Consider the following 18,365-nt stretch of genomic DNA (forward strand, 5'->3'; position numbering starts at 1 on the left):
AGTCAAGCAAGCGTGTGAAAATTCGCTACGCGGAGGTAACCTCAACCGGGTGAAGGATCAGACCACCGGTGGCCCCGAGGCGGCCACCTCGCGGCGCAGACTGCTCGACGCCGCCCTGGCCGAGTTCGCCGAGAAGGGCTACGCCGGGGCGACCGTCCGCGCGATCGCCGCCCGCGCCGGAGTCAACACCCAGCTCATCTCGTACTACTTCGGCGGCAAGGCCGGGCTGCACCGCGAGCTCCTCGACGCGTGGCGCGAGCGCGAGGCCGGGCTCATGGAGGCCGATTCCTTCGCCGCGGGGGTGACCGCCTACCTGCGCGCCTTCGCCGAGAACCCCGACCTGCTGCGCATGTTCGTCCGCGAGGGCCTGTCCGCCGCCGCGCTCCCCGCCCCGGCGGCGCCCGCGGACGGGGAGGAGGAACCGGAGGTGGCGCAGCTGCGCCGCCTCCAGGCCGAAGGCGGCCTCGCCGCCGACCTCGACCCGGCCTATCTGGCGATCGTCCTGATGGGGGCGACGACCGCGATGGTGACCGTCCCGGCGATGATCGAGCGCCTCTGCGGCGTCCCGGCCGACTCGCCGGAGTTCCTGGACAACTACGCCGAGCAGTTGCGCCGCATCATCGAGCACCTGAGCGGCTGAGCGGCCCCTCAGCGCTCGCCGGAGCGCCTCGCGGAGGGCGGCCGGTCGGGAATGAGCTTGAGGCCGACGACGGCGGCGATGATGCCCGCGATGAAGACGAGCTTCGCCGCCGAGACGGCCTCGGCGCCGGTGGCCATCGCGTAGGCGACCGTCAGCGCGGCGCCGACGCCGGTCCACACCGCGTAGGCGGTGCCGATGGGAATGTGCTTCGCGGCCCACCCCAGGCCGAACATGCTCGCGGTCAGGGCGAGGGCGAACACCAGGTCGGGGACGGGCTCGCGGAATCCGTCGGACAGGCCCAGCGCGGTGGCCCAGACGGCCTCGAAGACGGCGCTGACGAGGAGCACGATCCAGGGCATCGTCAGCTCACCGCCTTCAGGCCGATGATCGAGCCGACGAGCAGCACCAGCAGCAGGGACCTGCCCCAGGTGGCCCGCTCCTGGCCGGTGCGCAGGCCCCACAGCACGGTCAGCGTGGCGCCGACGCCGGTCCACACGGCGTAGGCGGTGCCGGTCGGCAGGGAGGTCATGGCCCACGACAGCCCGGCCATGCTGAGGGCGAGCGCCGCGAAGAACAGGGCGGTGGGCCTCGGGCGCTTGAAGCCGTCGGAGGCGGACAGCGCCGCCGCCCACACGGCCTCCAGCACGCCGGAGGCGATCAGGATCAACCACGCCACGACAATGACTCCTTCTCAGGCCGTCTTGTCGGGGTGCGGGTACGGCTCCCTCGTCCGCGGACCCGCCCACCGGGTCCCGCGGCAAGTCTACGGCGGCGGCCGCACCGCGGCCGTGAACGACGCCCGCGGGAACCGTGCGGCTCGCTCACCGCGGCCGGACCGTTCGGGAACCCGGCCTCGGCTTCGTGTCGGGCGGGCGGTTCAGGCCGTCGCCTCCTCGCCGATCGCCAGCACGGACCAGGAGCGCTTCGTGGCGGGCGGGTCGGCGATCAGCAGCGCCCACCGGCCGCGCCGGTAGTCCCCGCGGATGAGGTAACCGCCCTCCGCCTCCCGGCCGAAGACCTCTTCGGCGGGCAGGACGTCGCGGCCGTTGTGGCGGTGGGCCACCTCCCGGTCGGTCCGCTTGTCGCCCTCGACGGCGGCGAACCAGTCGGCGAAGGCGCGCCGGACGCGCGCGGCCGCCGCCTCGTCGAGGCGGGCGTCGACGCCGATCACGGTCGGATCCCAGCCGTCGCCCCCCAGGACCTTGAAACCGGTCGGGAACAGCTCGCAGACGACGCCGCGGTCGAGGCTCGCCGCGTAGAGCGCCCGGACCTCGCCTGGGTGGTCGCGCCTGTCGCGGTAGTACGTCCTCGGGGCGGTGATCAGGCACCAGACGCCGAGGGCCAGCGCCCCGAGCCAGTTCCAGGCGGCGAGGAACAGGATGACGGCCACCGCGCCGTCGACGTCGTCGGGGAATTCGGGCATGTAGGCCCTGAACACGAACGCGTACACCAGGAAGATGGCCCCGAGAACGGCGAAGACGACGGGGCCGAACAGTCCCGGCTCGGACGGTGCGGCGCGGCGGACGAAGTCGTCGAAGCCGGTGACGTCGGGAGCCGGCGGCCGGGGTGCGGGGGCGGTGTTCGCCGACGCGGCCCAGATGGCGTCGGGGCCGCCCGGCCAGGGCTCGGCAGGGTGCATTCGCTCATTATGCGTTGGCGGTGCCGCACATGGGAATGCCTCGCCCGGTCGGCCCTCCGCGACCGACCGGGCGAGGCATCGCTCAGAAAGACACTGCTCAGAAAGGCACTGCTCAGGCGAGGCCGGGGACCGGCGCGTCCGTGAACTCGCCGGGGCGGGCGCCCCGCCGGTTCGGCGGTTCCACCTCGGCGGCGTCGAGGAACGCGCGAGCGAGGACGCGGCCGTCCTCGCCCGCGAGCCACAGCAGCAGCCGCGCCGGTCCGGCGGGCGGCGGGACGGTGAGCCGGACGGCGGGCGAGAGCCGGAACGGCTCGGCGGCGACAGATCCACTGCTCGCCTCCGGTTTCGGCAGCGGGGCGTCCGCGGGCGTCCCGGCGGCCGTCCACGCGGCGTGGACGGTGCCGGAGGCGGCGGTGCGGCCGTGGTGCGAGACGTGGACGTCGAGCGCGAGCGGCCCGGCGGGCGGCTCGATGTCGGCGCCCGCGGCGAGCGGCACGAGGTCGAGCACCAGCACGGTCTCGGCGTTGACGTCGGCGGGGACCGCCCCGCCCCAGTCCTTCGGGCGCCGGTCGGTGTCGAGCAGGCCCGCGGCCTCGTGCTCCACGTCGGCGAACTCGGTGTAGACGTACCCGGCGAAGCGGTCGTGGCGCCGCAGTTCCTGCGTCTCCCAGCGCAGATGCCAGGCCCGTTCGAGACTGGTGAACCCTTCGCCGTACTCGCTGTTGACGATCGGGAGGCCGCTTCTGGGCACGTCGGCGGAGCCGTACAGGGACTTGTCGACGATGAAGTCGGGGGCGAGCCGGACGGGGAAGTCGTCCCGCTCCCCCGCCGCCAGGCGCGCGACGAAGTCCTTCCACACGGCCAGGTGCGGCTCGTAGTAGTGCCAGTCGACCAGGTCGGTGCGCACGTGTGACCAGCCGGAGTTCTCCACGATCGGCCGGGTGTCGTCGAGTTCGCGCAGCCGCTCGTAGGCGCGGGCGGCGGCCTCGGCGCGCGCGACGCTGCCGGGGATGTCCCAGTCCAGGCCCCACTCCTCGTTGTAGAGGCCCCAGATGACGATGCTCGGGTGGTTGCCGTCGCGCTCGACCATCGCGGGCAGCTGCGCCTCGAAGGCGGCCGCCGCTTCGGGTGAGAAGCGGCTCGGGCAGGCCGGTTCGGCCCACACGAGCATGCCGGTGCGGTCGGCCTCGTGCAGCCACAGCGGCTCTTCGAACTTGAGGTGCTTGCGCACGAGGTTGTAGCCGAGGCCGCGGGCGAGTTCGATTTCGCGCAGCAGCGACGCGGCGTCCGGCGCGGTGAGCCCCGTGTCCGGCCAGTAGCCCTGGTCGAGCACGCCGCGCATGTAGACGCGCTCGCCGTTGAGGTGGAGCTCCTCGCCGCGGGTCTCGAAGCGGCGCAGGCCGGTGGTGGCGACGACGCGGTCATCGCCGGTGCGGACCTCGACGCGGTACAGGTGCGGCCGCTCGGGCGACCACAGGACCGGTTCGGCGAGTTCGATGCGCCCGGTGGCGCGCCCGTCGCCGTCGGATGTCAGCGCGGCCGCCTCGCCGGTGCCGAGCACGGTCGCCGTGACGGCCGCGCCCGCCGGGGCGTCGCCCGCGAGGTCCACGGTGAGGTCGATGCCGGTGAGGCTGTCGCCGCGCAGGGCGACCGATCGGGCGTAGGTGCGTCCGCGGGCCTCGATCCACACGGTCTGCCAGATGCCGGAGGTGGGGGTGAACGAGACGCCGTCGTAGTCGTCGCGCGGCAGGGACCGCTGCTTGCCGTGCGGGATGGCGCGCTTGTCCGCCGGGGCGGCGACCGACACCTCGAGTTCGGCGCTCACTCCTGGGACGAGCGCGTCGGTCACGTCGAGCTCGAAGGACTCGTAGCCGCCGGTGTGCTCGCCGACGATCGCGCCGTCGACGCGGACCACGGCGTGGTGGTGCACCGCCCCGAACGAGAGGACGACGCTCGATCCGGCCCAGTCGGCGGGCGCGGTGACCGTCCGCCGGTAGGTCCCCCGCTCGAGCCACGTGCGGTGCACGCCCGAGGCCTCGCTCTCCCACGCGAACGGCACGGTGATCGGGCCGTCGTAGCCGTCGGCCTCGAAGGCCCAGCGGCCGTTGAGGTTCAGCCAGCGTTCGGACCGGTCGCGGTCCGGGCGCGGGTACTCGGGGCGGGGGATCGGGGCCGCGCCGGTCTCGGGTGGCGTCGCCGCGGTCTCGGGTCGGGTCAGTGTCATGCGTCAGCCCTTCACGCTGCCGGCCATGATGCCGTTGATGAAATGCCGCTGGAGCAGGATGAACAGCACCAGCAGCGGGATGAGTGCGACGGAGCTCGCCGCGAGCAGTTCGCCTGTGACGGTGGCGTAGTCGGCGCCGATCCGGTTGCCGGTGATGTTCTGGGCGAGTGTGGAGAGCACGACCTGGAGGGTCGCCATGCGCTCGTTGCTCGCCACCACCACGGGCCAGACGAAGTCGTTGTAGATGTTCATGATCGTGAGCACGCCGAGCCCGGCCAGGCCGGGCCGGATGACGGGGACGATCACGCGCCAGAAGATGCCGAACTCGCCGCAGCCGTCGACGCGGGCCGCGTCCATCAGCTCGTCGGGCACGGCGCTGATCACCTGCCGCATCCAGAAGATCGCGAACGCGTCCACCGCGCCGGGCAGGATGAGCGCCTGGTAGGTGTTGACCCAGCCGAGCGCCTTCATCTCCAAAAGGAGCGGGATGATGAGCACGATCGTGGGCAGCATGAGGGTGACGAGCACGGCGCCGAAGATGAGGTTCTGGCCGACGAAGCGGTACTTGGCGAACGCGTAGGCGGCCAGCGGGGCGAAGAACATCGTGATGGCGCCCTTGAACACGAGCACCACGGCCGTGTTGGCGAAGCCCTGCCCGATGGGCACGTCCTGGAACATCGCCCGGTAGTTGTCGAGGGTGAAGGCACTCGGGTCGAACGAGAGCGGTGAGGAGACGATGTCGCCGGCGGGTTTGAACGCCGAGACCAGGGCCCACGCCACCGGGGCCAGGAAGGCCGCGAGCAGCAGCATGAGGAAGGCGTGGGAGCCGATGCGCGGGCGGGATCGGGGTTCGTGCTTCACGGTTGCGGTCATCGTCAGTCCTTCGCTCGCAGCATGCGGACGAACATCAGCGACAGGACCATGACGAGGATGACGAGCAGGAACGAGTTCGCCGCGCCCGTGCCGAGGTCGGCCCTGGTGATGTGGTTGTACAGGTAGTAGCCCGCGGTGGTGGTCGAGTTGTAGGGGCCGCCCTGGGTGACCACGAACGGCTCGGCGAACATCTGGAACACCGCGAGCGTCTGGAGCACGACGGCGAACATGACCGTCCGCCGCAGCAGCGGCACCGTGATGCTCCACAGCTGCCTGGCCTTGGAGGCGCCGTCGATCTCGGCGGCCTCGTAGATCTGGCCGTTGATCGACTGGAGCCCGGAGAGCAGGATGATCACGATGAAGCCCGTGGTCTTCCACAGGAACAGCAGCGCGAGGGTCGGCTTGGCCCAGGCGCTGGTGGTCAGCCAGCCGACGTCGGGCAGTCCGACGAGGCCGAGCAGGGCGTTGACGGCGCCGTAGTGCTGGTCGAACAGCACCACCCAGATCTGGGCGACGGCCACGAGCGGGGTGACGAACGGGACGATGAAGGCCACCCGGTAGAGCCCGCGCAGTTTGAGCTTCGCCGAGCCCAGCAGCACGGCCACGAGCACGCCGAGCACGAGCTGGACGGGGATGATGAGGAGCCAGAGCACGGCGGAGTTGCCGAGAGAACTCCAGAACGCGGGGCTGGTGAGCAGGTAGGTGTAGTTGTCCCAGCCGACCCACTCCGCGGCCCCGGTGCCGTGCCAGTTCGTGAAGCTCAGGCGGGCCGTGTAGAAGAGCGGGTAGACGCTGAACGCGAGGAAGATCGCGACGAACGGCAGGACGAACACGTACGGCGCGAGGCGCCGCCGCAGTCCGGACGTGCTGGTGCGGCGGCGGCGCCCGCTCGGGCCCGCGGAGTGGGTGGCTGCGACGGTGGTCACTGGCGGTCGACCAGGTTCGTCTGGATCTGCTCGGTCGAGGAGTCGATCACCTCTTCGGGGGTCATGTCGCCGTCGAGCATGCGCTGGAGGTCGTTGCCGAGGTAGTCGACGGCGCCGTCCCACCAGGCGGGCGTGGGCGTGCCGCCGGGGATCTGGGCGCCGGCCTCGGTGGCCACGGCCCACAGGTCCTGGCCGCCGAGGGCCTCGACCGGTTCGAAGAGCGGCGCCGACGGGTCGGCGGCGGGCTCGTAGGCCGGGATCGAGGTGTTCAGGCCGGTCGGGTAGGTGTCGCTCGGGCCCCAGACGGCGGTGTAGCCGACCTCGTCGTACATGAGGAACTCGTAGAAGAGCCAGGCGAGGTCGGCGTTCTTTCCGTCCTTGGGCAGCACGAACGAGGAGCCGCCCATGGCGCCCGAGCGCGGTCCGCCCGCGTCCCAGGCGGGCAGTTCCATGGCGCGCCAGTCGCCGGAGGTCTCGGTGAGCATCTGCTGCGGGGCGAAGCTGAACCAGATCGCCCACGGGTAGAAGACCTGGTTGCCGTTGTCCATCTCGGCGACGTCGGTCGGGGTCAGGTATTCGGCGCGGGTGCCGAGCCCTTCGCTCTGGACCGTGTCGAGGAACTGGAGGATCCGCAGGTATTCGGGGCTGTCGAGGCGCAGCTCGCCGTCGGCGTCGGCGATGGAGGTGCCGAGCTGGCTCGCGTACATCTCGAGCTGGAGCTGCCCGAGGAAGGCGGACTGCTCCAGGTGGATCGGGCCGGCGTCGGGCACGGCGGCCTTGTACTGGCGGGCGGCCTCCAGCAGGTCGTCGTAGGTCGCGATGGCGGTGGCGTCGACGCCCGCGGCCTCCAGGGCCGTGGCGTTGTAGAACAGCAGGCCCGGGTTGAGGTCGTAGGGCACGCCGTAGATGGCGCCGTCGACGGTGTTGACGTCGATCTTCTGCTGGGCGATGTCCCCGAGATAGGGCTTGAGGACCTCGCCGAGGTTCCACAGGTAGTCGGTGTAGCCGCCGATCTTGGCGTCGTCGAGGAAGACGCCGTCGGGCACGTCGGTGCCGGTGATGAGCGTGTTCTGCAGTTTGGCGTCGATGTCGACGGCGACGTGGTTGACCTTGATGTCGGGGTAGACGGCGTTGAAGTCGTCGATGACGCCCTCGAAGACCTCGAAGAGGTCGCCGGAGCGGTCCCAGATGGTGATCTCGCCCTTGGGGCTATCGGCGGTGGGCGCCTGCAGGGCGTCGGCGGAGCCGCCGCCCTCCTCGTCGGAGGAGATGTCGGGGCCGCAGGCGGCGAGAGCGGGCGCCGCGGCGGCGAGCCCGGCGGACGCGAGCACGGCTCGGCGCCGGAGGAGATGGCGTTTCATGGCACTCCCTTGTGTGATTTGCCAACGTGTGCAAAACCTAGCACCTCTTTGCCGACGTTGCAAACGGTAGGATGGATCGCATGCCGGCAACACTCCGCGACGTCGCCGAACTGGCGCAGGTCTCCGTCCGCACCGTTTCCAACGTGGTGAGCGGTTACGCCCACGTCAGCGAGCGCATGCGCCAGCGCGTGCTGCGCGCGATCGAGGAGCTCGACTACCGCCCCAACCCCGTGGCCCGCACCCTCCGCACCGGCCGCACGGGGATGCTCGCGCTCGTCGTTCCCGAGATCGACGTACCTTACTTCAGCGAGCTCGCCCGCGACGTGATCGACGCGGCCGCCGAGTGCGGATACCGGGTCATGATCGACCAGACCGGGCACGACCACGAGCGCGAGCGGCGGCTGCTCATGGGCGAGGACCGCACGATGCTCTTCGACGGGATCCTCTTCAGCCCGCTGGTGACGAAGGCCGAGCTGCTCGACATGCACCGCTCCGAGCACCTGCCGCTGGTGCTGCTCGGCGAGCACGAGTTCGACGGCAGGTACGACCATGTGGCGATCGACAACGTGCGGGCCGCGCGGGACGCGGTGGAGCACCTGATCGCGCTCGGGCGCACGCGCATCGCCGCGATCGGAGCGCAGCCCTTGGAGGAGTACGCGACGCCGCTGCTGCGCACGGCCGGTTACGAGGCGGCGCTGGAGGAAGCGGGCCTGGAGGTGCGGTCCGAGTACGCCACACCGGCGCCGCACTACAGCCGCACCGACGGCTACGAGGCCGCGAAGGCGCTGCTGGAGGCCTCCCCGCGCCCGGACGCGGTCTTCTGCTTCTCGGACCTGCTCGCGGTGGGCGCGATGCGGGCGGTGTTCGACGCCGGGCTCAGCGTCCCCGAGGACGTGGCCGTGATCGGCATCGACGACATCGAGGAGGGCCGCTTCACGCGGCCGTCGCTGAGCACCGTCTCGCTGGACACGCCGTTCATCGCCCGCGAGGCGGTCCGCCGGATCACGGCGCGGATCGACGACCCGGAGGCCTCGGCCGAGGAGATCGTGGCCCCGCACCGCCTCGTCCCCCGGGAGAGCACGCTCGGCTGAAGCCGTCCGGCAACCCGACCGGGCGCCCTCCTGTTCGGTCACCACCCGAACTCGTTCCCCGAGAGCGCACGCTCGCTCAGGGACGTCCGGTGGCTCGGACCGGCCGCTGTCCCGACCGCCCTCCCATCGCCCGCCGCCCCGGCACCGCACGCCGCCGCACTGCGGGAGACCCCGTTCCCACCCGCCGTGCTGTCGGCCTTCCAGGCGCAGCACCAGTGATCGACTCCCGGCCGAAAACTGCCCCTTGCAACGTAGGCAAATTACTGGCATGGTGTTTGCAACGTCTGCAAATATGCAGATGCCTCGCATCCACAGGAGGAACCCCATGACGGGAACCAGTCAGTGGGCCGCCCCGGCGCGACGCGCATTCGCGCTGCTGGCGGCCGCGATCCTCGCCCTCGCCGGAGCCCTCGTGACCGCCTCGCCGGCCGCCGCCGAGCCCGGCTCCGTGCTCTACTCCCCCGACCTCGGCGCCTACCCCGGCGGCACCGCGGGCTACCCGCGCGCCATCCGCCTCGACCACGACGGCTCGTCCGCCCAGACCATGCTCGCCACCTTCGCCAAGGGCGGCCACGGCGGACCCACCACCCTCCCGATCTACCGCAGCGCGGACGGCGGGCAGAGCTGGAGCCAGATCTCCGAACTCGGCTCCCACACCCCCGGCTGGGACCTGGAGGCCCCCACCCTCTTCGAGGTCCCGCGCGACATCACCGGCCTGAATCGAGGCGACCTGCTCGCCGCGGGCACCGCCTGGGACGTCGGGGACTACACGGCGCAGAAGGTCGAGGTCTTCAAGAGCACCGACGGCGGCCACACGTGGTCGTACCTGTCGAACTGCACCCAGACCTCGGGCCAGCCGAACGGCTGGGGCCAGGGCATCTGGGAGCCGACGTTCCTCGTCGCCGACAACGGCGCGCTCGCCTGCTTCATCTCCGACGAGCGGCCCGCGAACAGCCCCACCAACAACCAGCGCATCGGCCACTACACGTCCACCGACGGCGGGGCGACGTGGAGCGCGGCCATCACCGAGGACGTCGTCTTCCCCAATGACGATCTCGCGCGGCCGGGCATGCAGACCTTCGCCGCGCTGCCCGACGGCCGGTTCGCCATGAGCTACGAGCTGTGCCGCGACGCCACCGACGCCGACCACGCGTGCGAGGTCTACATCAAGTTCAGCGACGACGGCCTCTACTGGGGACCGGCGGGCGACCGCGGCACGCTCGTGCGGACCTCGGACGACCGCGAACTGCTCCACACGCCCTACCTCTCCTGGACCCCCGGCGGCGGTCCGAACGGGACGCTGCTGCTCTCGGGGCAGCGCGTGGTCGCCGGGCCGACGGGGAACAAGACGGTCCTCGAAGAGTCCGGCACGGTGCTGTTCGCGAACCGGAACCTCGGCGCGGGCGACTGGTTCGAGGCGTCCACGCCCGTGGACGTCGACCCGACCGGCGGCTACAACACCGGTGAGCCCTCCTGCCCGGGCTACTCCACGCCCGCCATCCCGCGTGAGGACGGCACGAGCTACCTCTACCTCGCGGCGACCTGGCTGGGCCGGAACAACCAGTGCGAGGTCCGCTTCGGCATCGGCCACGTGCCCGGCCCGACCGGCGCGATCGTGAACCCGCAGAGCGGGAAGTGCCTCGACGTGGACACGAACACGGCCGCGAACGGGAACCGCGCGCAGCTGTGGACATGCGGGATCGCGACCGGCCAGGACTGGTCGGTGAACGCCGACGGCACGATCCGCGCCTTCGGCAAGTGCCTCGACGTGGACGCGCAGGGCACGGCCAACTTCACGCCCGTGCAGCTGTGGGAGTGCAACGGCTCAGGGGCCCAGCAGTGGCGGCCGCAGTCGAACGGCTCCCTGCTGAACCCGCAGTCCGGCCGCTGCCTCGACGTGCCGCAGGGCAACACCGCCGACGGCACCAAGCTGCAGATCTACGACTGCAACGGCCTGTGGACCCAGGTCTGGAACCTGCCGTCCTCATAGGATAACGCCGCCGGGTCGCGCACGGCGCGGCCCGGCGGCGGGACCGGGCGGGAAGGCGCGGCTGATCGACCCCGAGCGCTTCCCCGCCGTCGCCGCGGCCATGGCCGAGGGCGCGATCGACGACCAGGGCGACATCGACGAGGAGTTCCGCTTCCAGCTCGAACGGGTCCTCGACGGCGTCCAGGTGCTCCTCGCCGAGACCGGATCGGGCTGAGGCGCCTTCAGTCGCGCGTCGGCGGTCTCCCGTTGCCCGAGGAGACGGCCGTCGACTCCCTGGGCACGAGGCGGCATTCGACGACGGTCACGCCCTTGTCCACGACCTTGCCGTCGATGGCGTCGACCATCTTGGATGCCGCCACCATGCCGACGTCGGGCAGGTTGAGGTCGATGCTCGACAGCTGCGGGTGGTTGGCCTCGACCATGACCGTCCAGTTGTCGAAGCCGATGACGCCGACGTCGTCGGGCACCGAGAGGCCCATGGCCTGCAGCGCCGCGGTGGCGCCGCGCGCGATCATGTCGTTGCCGCACAGGATCCCGTCGACCTCGGCGCCGCTGTGGACCAGCTGCATCGTGGCCTGGCGCCCCCACTGCTCGCTCCACTCGCCGAACAGCGGCTCGGCGACCAGGTCGAGCCCCTGCTCGGCCAGGACCCTGCGGGCGGCGGCGGTCTTGGTGGCGGCGGTGTCCTCCTGCTGCGGGCCGAGGATGCACGCGACGCGGCGGCGGCCGGTCGCGAGCAGGTGGCGCACGGCCAGCTCGGCGCTCCCGGCGTCGTCGGGCACGACGGACACGTCGTCGGGGTCGGTCGACGCGGCCATCACGTAGACCACGGGCACGTCGGCGGCGCCGCGCAGCGGCGAGCGGGTGAACCGGTCGCACGGGCTGCCCACGGCGAGGATGCCGTCGACGTGGCGCCGCAGCAGCGAGTCGACGAAGTGCTGCTCGCGTATGGGGTCGCCGCGGCCGTCGCACACGAGGAAGGCGATGTCGTGCTCGGCGAACTTCGCCATCACGCCGAGCAGGACCGGGGCGGTGCGCCGCCTGCCGAAGGGCTCCCAGGTCACCAGGCCGACAGTCAGGTTGCGGTCCTCCGCGTCCGGGCGCGGGGGCGTCCGGCTCGACTTGAGGCCGAGTTCGCGTGCGGCTTCGAGGATGCGCTCGCGGGTGTCGGGGTGGACCGATCCCCTGCCGGACAGGGCCTTGGACACCGTCCCCGGTGAGACCCCCGCCAGCGCGGCGACGTCGCGGGCGGTGACGCGTTTCCGGTGTTCCATGGCCGCGACGCTACCAGGTGTTTCCCGAAGTTTCCGATGCGATCGCGTCGGCCACCTGGCGACGGACTCGGTCGACACTCGGCCCCGGAAACATTTGGAAGCGTTCTCCGAGCATGTCGCGCCGGATCCGGGCGCCCGCGCCTCACGCCAGAGGGAGGAACACCCGCATCGCCGAGCCTCCCCGCCGCGCCCAGCGGTAGTACGGGATGAGCCGCAGCTCGCGCTCCGGTCCCGCGTCGCCGGTCGGCGGGGCCGGGCGGTACGGCGGGCGCCCCGGCGACTCCGTTCGCGCCGGGGCGGAGCGGGTGCGCACGAGAGCGCCGTCGCCTTCGGCTCGCAGGGGGCCGGAGACGTCGACGCGCATGTCTTCAAGGGACTGATCCGGCGGCAGGTCGACCGACTCCGCGCACAGCACCAGCGGCCCGCGCTCGACGGCGACGCAGCCGCGCACGGCGTCGATGCGCTCATCGGGCCAGGTCAGGCGGGGTGCGGTCGGCAGTTCGAGCACGATGACCGCGCCGGGTGCGAGCGGGCCGCGCACGTCGGCCCAGCCCGGTTCGACGTCCCGTTCTCCGGAGCCGTCGGACAGCGTGGCGCCGTCCGCCCAGTGCGGCACGCGCAGCCGCAGGCCGGAGCGCGCAGGCGCGTCGACGACTTCGATCCGCACGGTGCCCGCGTGCGGGTACTCGGTCGCGATGCGCAGCGCCAGTTCGCCCTCGGCGAGCGCGAGGCGCATCTCGCCCGCCGCGTACTGGAGCAGCGAGACGGTGTCCCCCTCCGCGGTGTTCTCCTCCACTGTGGCCGCGTACGCCTGCCAGCTCGCCAGGGTCCTCGCCAGGTTCGTCGGGCAGCACGAGACGTCGAACCAGGGGGCGCGCACGCCGCCCTCGGCGCGCGGGTTCACCGCGTCCGGGCGCACGTCGGCCGCGGCGCTGCGCTGGTGCAGCGGGTTGGCGTAGAAGAACGAGCGGCCGTCCTCGGCGGGCGAGGCCGCGATGACGTTGTAGAAGGTCCGCTCCATCAGGTCCGCATAGCGCACGTCGCCCGTGGCGAGATGCAGGCGCCAGGACACCATCACCGAGGCGATGCCCGCACACGTCTCGCAGTAGGCGCGATCGGGCGGCAGCTCCCAGTCCTCGCCGAAGCCCTCGTCCTGGTGGCGCGAGCCCATGCCGCCGGTCAGGTACGTGCGGCGCTCCACCGAGCGAGCCCACTGCCGCTCCACGGCGGCCAGCAGTGCCGCGTCGCCGGTGTCGACCGCGACGTCGACCGCGCCCGCCGCCAGGTACAGCGCGCGCACCGCGTGCCCGCGCCAGACCTCGGCCTCGCGCACGGGCACGTCGTCCTGGAAGTACGAGGCGTCGAGCAGCGCGATCGGCGCGAGCGTGCCCCGGCCGCGCCGCTCCACGAACACCCGCGCCTGCTCGGAGTACCGCGGCTCGCCCAGCGCGCGGCCGAACTCGGCGAGGCCGACCTCGATCTCGGGGTGGCCGCAGATGCCGGGGTTCCCGTCCGGCCCGAACTCGCGGCACACGTGGTCGGCGGCACGCCTCGCCACGTCCACGAGCTTGTCCTCCCCTACCGTGCGCACGCGCGCGACGGCCGCCTGGAGCAGGTGCCCGACGCAGTACAGCTCGTGCCCCGAGGAAAGGTCCGAGTACCGGCCGGGCTGACCGGCGTGCCCGTAGCAGGTGTTGAGGTACCCGTCCTCGTCCTGGGCCGCGGCGATGCGTCCGGTGAGCGCTTCCAGGGCCTCGTTGACCCACGTCTCTCCCGTGCGGCCGTACTCCCAGGCGAGGGCCTCGGCGAGCTTGTAGATCTCCGAGTCGGAGAACTGCCATCCGGGCCGAGGCCCGCCGGTGTCGCCGTCGGCCACGCGGTCGAAGTTCGCGATCCAGCCCAGGCGCTCCATCCACTCCAGGCAGTGCTTGAGTGTGGCGTTCGCGTTCCGCTCCTGGAGCTCTCCCCAGAAGCCGCCGGTCAGGCGCAGGTCGTCCGGCCCGATGCCGCGGCGGCCGCCGCCGAGCGGGACGACCGGTGCGGCAGGGGGCGGGGTGGAGCGTGGGGCGTGGTGGTGCACGGATCAGTCCTTCACGGCCCCGGCGGTCACGCCGGCGGCCACATAGCGCTGGGCGACGACCAGCAGGATCGCCGCGGGGAGGGAGGCGACCACGGCGGTGGCCATGATCGCGTTCCACTGGGTGGTGTTGTTGCCGATGTACTGGTAGATGCCGAGCGTGATCGGGACGAACTCGCCGGAGCGGTTGAGCGTCGAGGCGAAGATGAAGTCCGACCACGCCCACAGGAAGGCGAACAGGGACACGGTGAGCGTGGAGTTGCGGCTGACGGGGAGCACGACCCTGGTGAACGTGCGCCAGGCCCCGGCGCCGTCGATGCGGGCGGCGTGGACGAGGTCCCTCGGGATGCCCGCCATGAACGTCGTGTAGAGCAGGACGCCGAACGGGACGGCGATGGTCGAGTCGGCCACGATCAGCCCCCACACCGTGTTGAGCAGGCCGAGGCGCACGTAGATCGCGTAGAATCCCATGGCCATCACGACGGCGGGGATCATCTGGGCCACCAGCAGCAGGAAGTTGAGCGCCCGCCCGCCGCGGAGGTTGAGGACGGCGAGCGCGTAGCCGGCCGGCGCGGCGATCACGACCGTCAGTGCGACGCAGCCGAGTCCGATGCCCAGGCTCGTGCCGAGCGCGGGCAGCTGCTGCGACAGCGCCGAGGTGTAGCCCTCGAAGGTCGGATCGGTCGGGAACCAGTGCGGGTCGCTGCGGCGCAGGTCGCCGGTCTGGGTGAGCGAGACGTTCACCATCCAGTAGACGGGGAACAGCATGAAGGCGGTGAACACCACGCCGAGGACGGTCTTCGGCCAGGATCGGGCGGTCATGACTTCTCCCATCCGCGCTGCATCCGCAAGTGGACGAATCCGAAGACGAGCGCGATGACGATGAGCAGGTTGCCGATCGCGGCGGCCGGCGAGAAGTCGGGCTGGCCGGTGCCGAAGGCCTCCCGGTAGGACCAGACCGCGAGGGTGAGCGAGGAGTCGCCCGGCCCGCCGGTGGTCATTATCCAGATGACGTCGACGACCTTGAGCGTGTAGACGAACCCGAGCAGCAGCGTGATGGCCGAGACCGGGCGCAGCAGCGGGAAGGTGATGCGCCAGAACCGCTGGCGGGCGGTGACCCCGTCGAGGGAGGCGGCCTCGTAGATCTCGTCGGGAATCTGCTGGAGCCCGGCGTAGAGGATGACCAGGTTGAACGGGATGCCCAGCCAGATGTTCGCGGTGATCACCGCGATGAGCGCGGTGTCGGGCGAGGTCAGCCAGTTGATCTGCGTCCCGCCGAAGGACTCGATGACGGAGTTGATGATCCCGTTGTCGCTGTTGAGCATCCACGCCCACGTCGAGGACGAGACGATCAAGGGCAGCAGCCACGGCACGAGGAACAGGGCGCGGAGCACGCCCGAGAGGCGGAAGTTCGCGTGGAAGAACACCGCCAGCGCCAGGCCGATCGCGTACTGGAACGCGATCGAGACGAGCGTGAACAGGGCGGTGTTGAGCAGGGCGGTCGGGAAGGAGTCGGAGGCGAACACCTCGGTGTACTTCTCGAACCCTGCGAAGGCCGGGTTGCCCTGGACGAAGGCGCGGACGGTGTAGTCGTGCACGCTCAGTTCGATGTTGCGCCACAGTGGATAGGCGTAGAACACCGCGAGGTAGGCCAGCAGCGGCGCGGCGAAGCCGATCGCGGTCCATCGCGAGGCCGAGCCGGGGAGTGCGCGGCGACGGCGGGCGTCCCGACCGGGTGCGGCGGGCTTGCCGCCCGCCGCACCGCCGTCGGACGCACGTCCGGTCGCCTCGACCGAAGTCGTGGTCATACGTGATCCGCTCCGTCTCAGCCGATCGCGGCTTCGGCGTCGGACTGCGCCTGCTGCAGGGCCTCGGCGGGCGTGGCCGCGCCGGACAGGGCGTTCTGCACGGCGGTCCACAGCGCTTCCGAGATCTTCGGGTAGTCGGTGCCGAGGTTGTCGCTGGTGCGCCCCTTGGCCTCCTGGACGGCCGCGACCCACGGTTCGAGCTCCGGCTTGGCCTCCAGCAGGGCCTCCTGGCCCTCGGCGGTCGGCGGGATGTAGTAGGCGAAGGTCATGGCGGTCTCGACGAAGCCCTCGGGGGTGGTCATGCACTCCACGATCTGGCGGGTGACGTCGTAGCGGCCGGTGTCGGACTGGACTGGCGCGATGATGAACTCGCCGCCGGTCGGCGCCGGGGCGACGCCGCCGGACTGCGCCGGGATCTGGATGACCCCGGTCTCGAATCCGGCCTCGGCGGCGCTGTTGACCTGCCAGGTGCCGTTGACGGCGAAGCCGAACTCGCCGGTGAGGAACTCCTCCCACGTGGTGTTCTGGGAGTTGGTGAGCACCGAGTTGGGCGCGTAGCCGGATTCGAGCCAGCCGGTCCACAGCTCCAGGGCGGCCTGGGCCTCGGGCGAGTCGAGGTCGCGCAGGTCGGCCCCGGCGCCCCAGAACCAGGGCAGGAACTGGAAGGAGCCTTCTTCGGTGCCGATGGCGGCGAAGGTGATGCCCTTGTCGCCGTTACCGGTGACTTGGGCGAGCGCGGCCGTCAGCGAGTCCCAGTCGGTGATCGAGGCGGGGTCGACTCCGGCGGCGGCGAGGACGTCGGCGTTGTAGTAGATGGCGAGGGTGTTCGCGCCGACCGGGATGCCGTAGGTCTTGTCGTCGACGACACCGGCGGCGAGCAGGTTCTCGTCGACGCCGGTCACGTCGAGCCCGAGCTCGTCCACGGTGGTCAGCATCCCGGTGTCGGCCAGTGTGGACACGGCCGGGTTGTCGAGCAGGATGATGTCCGGGCTGGTGCCCTCCTGCGCGGCGAGCAGCGCCTGGTTGGTCAGCGCGGTGGTGTCGAAGGCGGTGCGCTCGATCGTCACCCCGGCCTCCTCGCCGCAGGCTTCGACGCGCGCGGTCCACTCGGAGTTCTCGTCGTGCTGCGGGTAGGGGTCCCACCACGTGTAGGTGTCGGCGTCGCCGCCGCCGTCACCGCCGCCGGACGAGCAGGCCGCGGCCGCGGCGAGCGCCACGACCGCCAGACCCGCCGCGGCGGATCGGGCGAGGGGTCGGTTGTGCTTCATGGGTTGTTCCTCCTTGAACGGAACTCGGCCGGCGTCCTGCCGGGCGAGGTGAGGGGACGGTCAGGTTCGGCGCGGCGGGGCGGTGCTGCCCCGGTCCGCGAGTTCGGGCGAGACGAACCGCACCACGTGCGGGGCGCTCTCGGGTTCCTGCTTCTCGATGCGGCGCACGAGCTGACGCACCGCCATGCGGCCGAGCCGGTCGGGCGCGCTCTCGATCGAGGAGAACGGCAGCGAGAAGGTGCGGGCGAACTCGTCCGAGTAGCGGCCGACGACCGAGAGGTCGCCGGGCGCGGACAGGTGCCGCTCGTGCAGGACGGTGGGCAGGGCCGCGGCGGCGGCCTCGTTGTTGAGCAGCAGGCCCGTGGCGTCCGGGTGGGCGTCGAGCAGGGCGTGCAGTCGGCGGCCGATCTCGGGCTGCCCGGAGGAGCCGAAGGCGGCGTGCAGGGCGAGGCCGCGGGCGGCGGCGGCTTCGAGGGCGGCGTTCTGCAACCGCCACACGTAGGCGCCGCCGCGCTCGATCACGTGCTCGGGCTGCGAGACGAGGATGAGTTCGCGGTGGCCGAGCGAGGCCAGGTGCTCGACCATGACGCGCCCGGCCTCTTCGAAGTCGAGGTCGAAGACGTCGACGCCGGTGCAGTCGGCGGGAAGGCCGACCAGGGCGCCCGGCTGGGGGGCGGCGCGGAGCACCGGCAGGCGGTCGTCGTCCTCGGCGACGTTGAGCAGGACGACGCCGTCGACCATGCGCGAGTCGGTGATCCGCTTGAGCGCCTGGGGCCCGTTGGGGTCGGAGCTGAGCAGGATGTCGTATCCGGCGTCGCGGGCGGAGTCGGTCACGCCCTGGATGTACTGGAGCATCGCGGGGGCGAACTCGTCGGGGAGGAACTGGGCGAGCAGGCCGATCACCTTCGACTGGGACGTGGCCAGGGCGCGGGCCCCGGCGTTCGGCGTGTAGCCCAGCTCGCGCACGGCCCGCTCGACGCGGGCGCGCACCTCGTCCGAGATGGCGCGCTTGCCGCTCAGGGCGTATGACACCGTCGAGCGCGACACGCCCGCGGCGCGGGCGACGTCCCCGATGGTGACCACGGCGTCCTCCTTCATCGTCGGCTCTGTTGAATCGAACCGGTTCGAATCATAGTCGCTCGATCGCGAGAGCGCAAGCCCCAATACAGGGACTTGAGCTGGGAAAATACAACA

At 71.5% G+C, this 18,365-nt stretch carries 16 protein-coding genes and 1 riboswitch; of the genes, 3 read left to right on the forward strand and 13 right to left on the reverse strand.

What is annotated here, in order from left to right; genetic code table 11:
* Positions 1-49 precede the first annotated feature (49 nt).
* The gene (locus H613_RS25735) at positions 50-640 is read left to right on the forward strand and encodes a TetR/AcrR family transcriptional regulator (RefSeq protein WP_169731981.1); all 591 of its coding nucleotides are present in this window, start codon (positions 50-52) and stop codon (positions 638-640) included.
* An 8-nt stretch (positions 641-648) separates the two neighbouring features.
* Here H613_RS25735 and H613_RS0110090 read toward each other — a convergent pair whose 3' ends face one another.
* The 7 genes from H613_RS0110090 to H613_RS0110120 all read right to left on the reverse strand — a co-directional run bounded on the left by H613_RS0110090 (position 649) and on the right by H613_RS0110120 (position 7,663).
* The gene (locus tag H613_RS0110090) at positions 649-999 is read right to left on the reverse strand and encodes a DMT family transporter (protein WP_026923694.1); all 351 of its coding nucleotides are present in this window, start codon (positions 997-999) and stop codon (positions 649-651) included.
* A 2-nt stretch (positions 1,000-1,001) separates the two neighbouring features.
* Positions 1,002-1,316, reverse strand: a complete 315-nt coding sequence (locus tag H613_RS0110095) for a DMT family transporter (RefSeq protein ID WP_026923695.1) — start codon at positions 1,314-1,316, stop codon at positions 1,002-1,004.
* A 14-nt stretch (positions 1,317-1,330) separates the two neighbouring features.
* Positions 1,331-1,396: riboswitch (guanidine-III (ykkC-III) riboswitch) on the reverse strand.
* Positions 1,397-1,517: 121 nt separating this feature from the next.
* A complete protein-coding gene (locus H613_RS29170) occupies positions 1,518-2,279 on the reverse strand; it encodes a hypothetical protein (protein ID WP_051393198.1) in 762 nt (253 codons plus the stop codon).
* Positions 2,280-2,391: 112 nt separating this feature from the next.
* Positions 2,392-4,503 carry a glycoside hydrolase family 2 protein gene (locus tag H613_RS25745; RefSeq protein WP_156925948.1) on the reverse strand — a complete coding sequence of 704 codons (2,112 nt, stop codon included), beginning with the start codon at positions 4,501-4,503 and terminating at the stop codon, positions 2,392-2,394.
* Positions 4,504-4,506: 3 nt separating this feature from the next.
* Positions 4,507-5,376, reverse strand: a complete 870-nt coding sequence (locus tag H613_RS0110110; protein ID WP_026923696.1) for a carbohydrate ABC transporter permease — start codon at positions 5,374-5,376, stop codon at positions 4,507-4,509.
* Positions 5,377-5,378: 2 nt separating this feature from the next.
* Positions 5,379-6,302, reverse strand: coding sequence for a carbohydrate ABC transporter permease (locus H613_RS25750; RefSeq protein ID WP_035737341.1), 924 nt, complete (start codon positions 6,300-6,302; stop codon positions 5,379-5,381).
* Positions 6,299-7,663 carry an ABC transporter substrate-binding protein gene (locus H613_RS0110120; protein ID WP_026923697.1) on the reverse strand — a complete coding sequence of 455 codons (1,365 nt, stop codon included), beginning with the start codon at positions 7,661-7,663 and terminating at the stop codon, positions 6,299-6,301. Before H613_RS0110120 ends, H613_RS25750 begins: the two co-directional genes overlap by 4 nt.
* 80 nt (positions 7,664-7,743) lie before the next feature.
* On the opposite strand from H613_RS0110120, the gene H613_RS0110125 reads away from it, so the two are divergent.
* Positions 7,744-8,754: a LacI family DNA-binding transcriptional regulator gene (locus H613_RS0110125; RefSeq protein WP_026923698.1), complete on the forward strand. Its 1,011-nt coding sequence runs from the start codon at positions 7,744-7,746 to the stop codon at positions 8,752-8,754.
* 325 nt (positions 8,755-9,079) lie between these two features.
* A complete protein-coding gene (locus H613_RS0110130; RefSeq protein ID WP_026923699.1) occupies positions 9,080-10,744 on the forward strand; it encodes a sialidase family protein in 1,665 nt (554 codons plus the stop codon).
* A gap of 221 nt (positions 10,745-10,965) precedes the next feature.
* Here the strand turns inward: H613_RS0110130 and H613_RS25755 are convergent, their stop codons facing one another.
* The 6 genes from H613_RS25755 to H613_RS0110165 all read right to left on the reverse strand — a co-directional run bounded on the left by H613_RS25755 (position 10,966) and on the right by H613_RS0110165 (position 18,254).
* Positions 10,966-12,018, reverse strand: coding sequence for a LacI family DNA-binding transcriptional regulator (locus H613_RS25755; RefSeq protein WP_051393199.1), 1,053 nt, complete (start codon positions 12,016-12,018; stop codon positions 10,966-10,968).
* 142 nt (positions 12,019-12,160) lie between these two features.
* Entirely contained in the window at positions 12,161-14,098 is a 1,938-nt protein-coding gene (locus H613_RS25760) for a glycoside hydrolase family 127 protein (protein WP_035737343.1), read from the reverse strand.
* A gap of 3 nt (positions 14,099-14,101) precedes the next feature.
* Positions 14,102-14,917, reverse strand: a complete 816-nt coding sequence (locus H613_RS0110150) for a carbohydrate ABC transporter permease (protein ID WP_026923700.1) — start codon at positions 14,915-14,917, stop codon at positions 14,102-14,104.
* Entirely contained in the window at positions 14,914-15,903 is a 990-nt protein-coding gene (locus H613_RS0110155; protein ID WP_026923701.1) for a carbohydrate ABC transporter permease, read from the reverse strand. The genes H613_RS0110150 and H613_RS0110155 overlap by 4 nt, the downstream gene beginning before the upstream one ends.
* 17 nt (positions 15,904-15,920) lie before the next feature.
* Positions 15,921-17,171 carry a sugar ABC transporter substrate-binding protein gene (locus H613_RS0110160; protein WP_026923702.1) on the reverse strand — a complete coding sequence of 417 codons (1,251 nt, stop codon included), beginning with the start codon at positions 17,169-17,171 and terminating at the stop codon, positions 15,921-15,923.
* Positions 17,172-17,231: 60 nt separating this feature from the next.
* Positions 17,232-18,254 carry a LacI family DNA-binding transcriptional regulator gene (locus tag H613_RS0110165; protein ID WP_026923703.1) on the reverse strand — a complete coding sequence of 341 codons (1,023 nt, stop codon included), beginning with the start codon at positions 18,252-18,254 and terminating at the stop codon, positions 17,232-17,234.
* Positions 18,255-18,365: the final 111 nt, after the last annotated feature.

Origin of the sequence: Glycomyces arizonensis DSM 44726 (genome assembly GCF_000482705.1) — a bacterium.
Lineage (GTDB): Bacteria > Actinomycetota > Actinomycetes > Mycobacteriales > Micromonosporaceae > Glycomyces > Glycomyces arizonensis.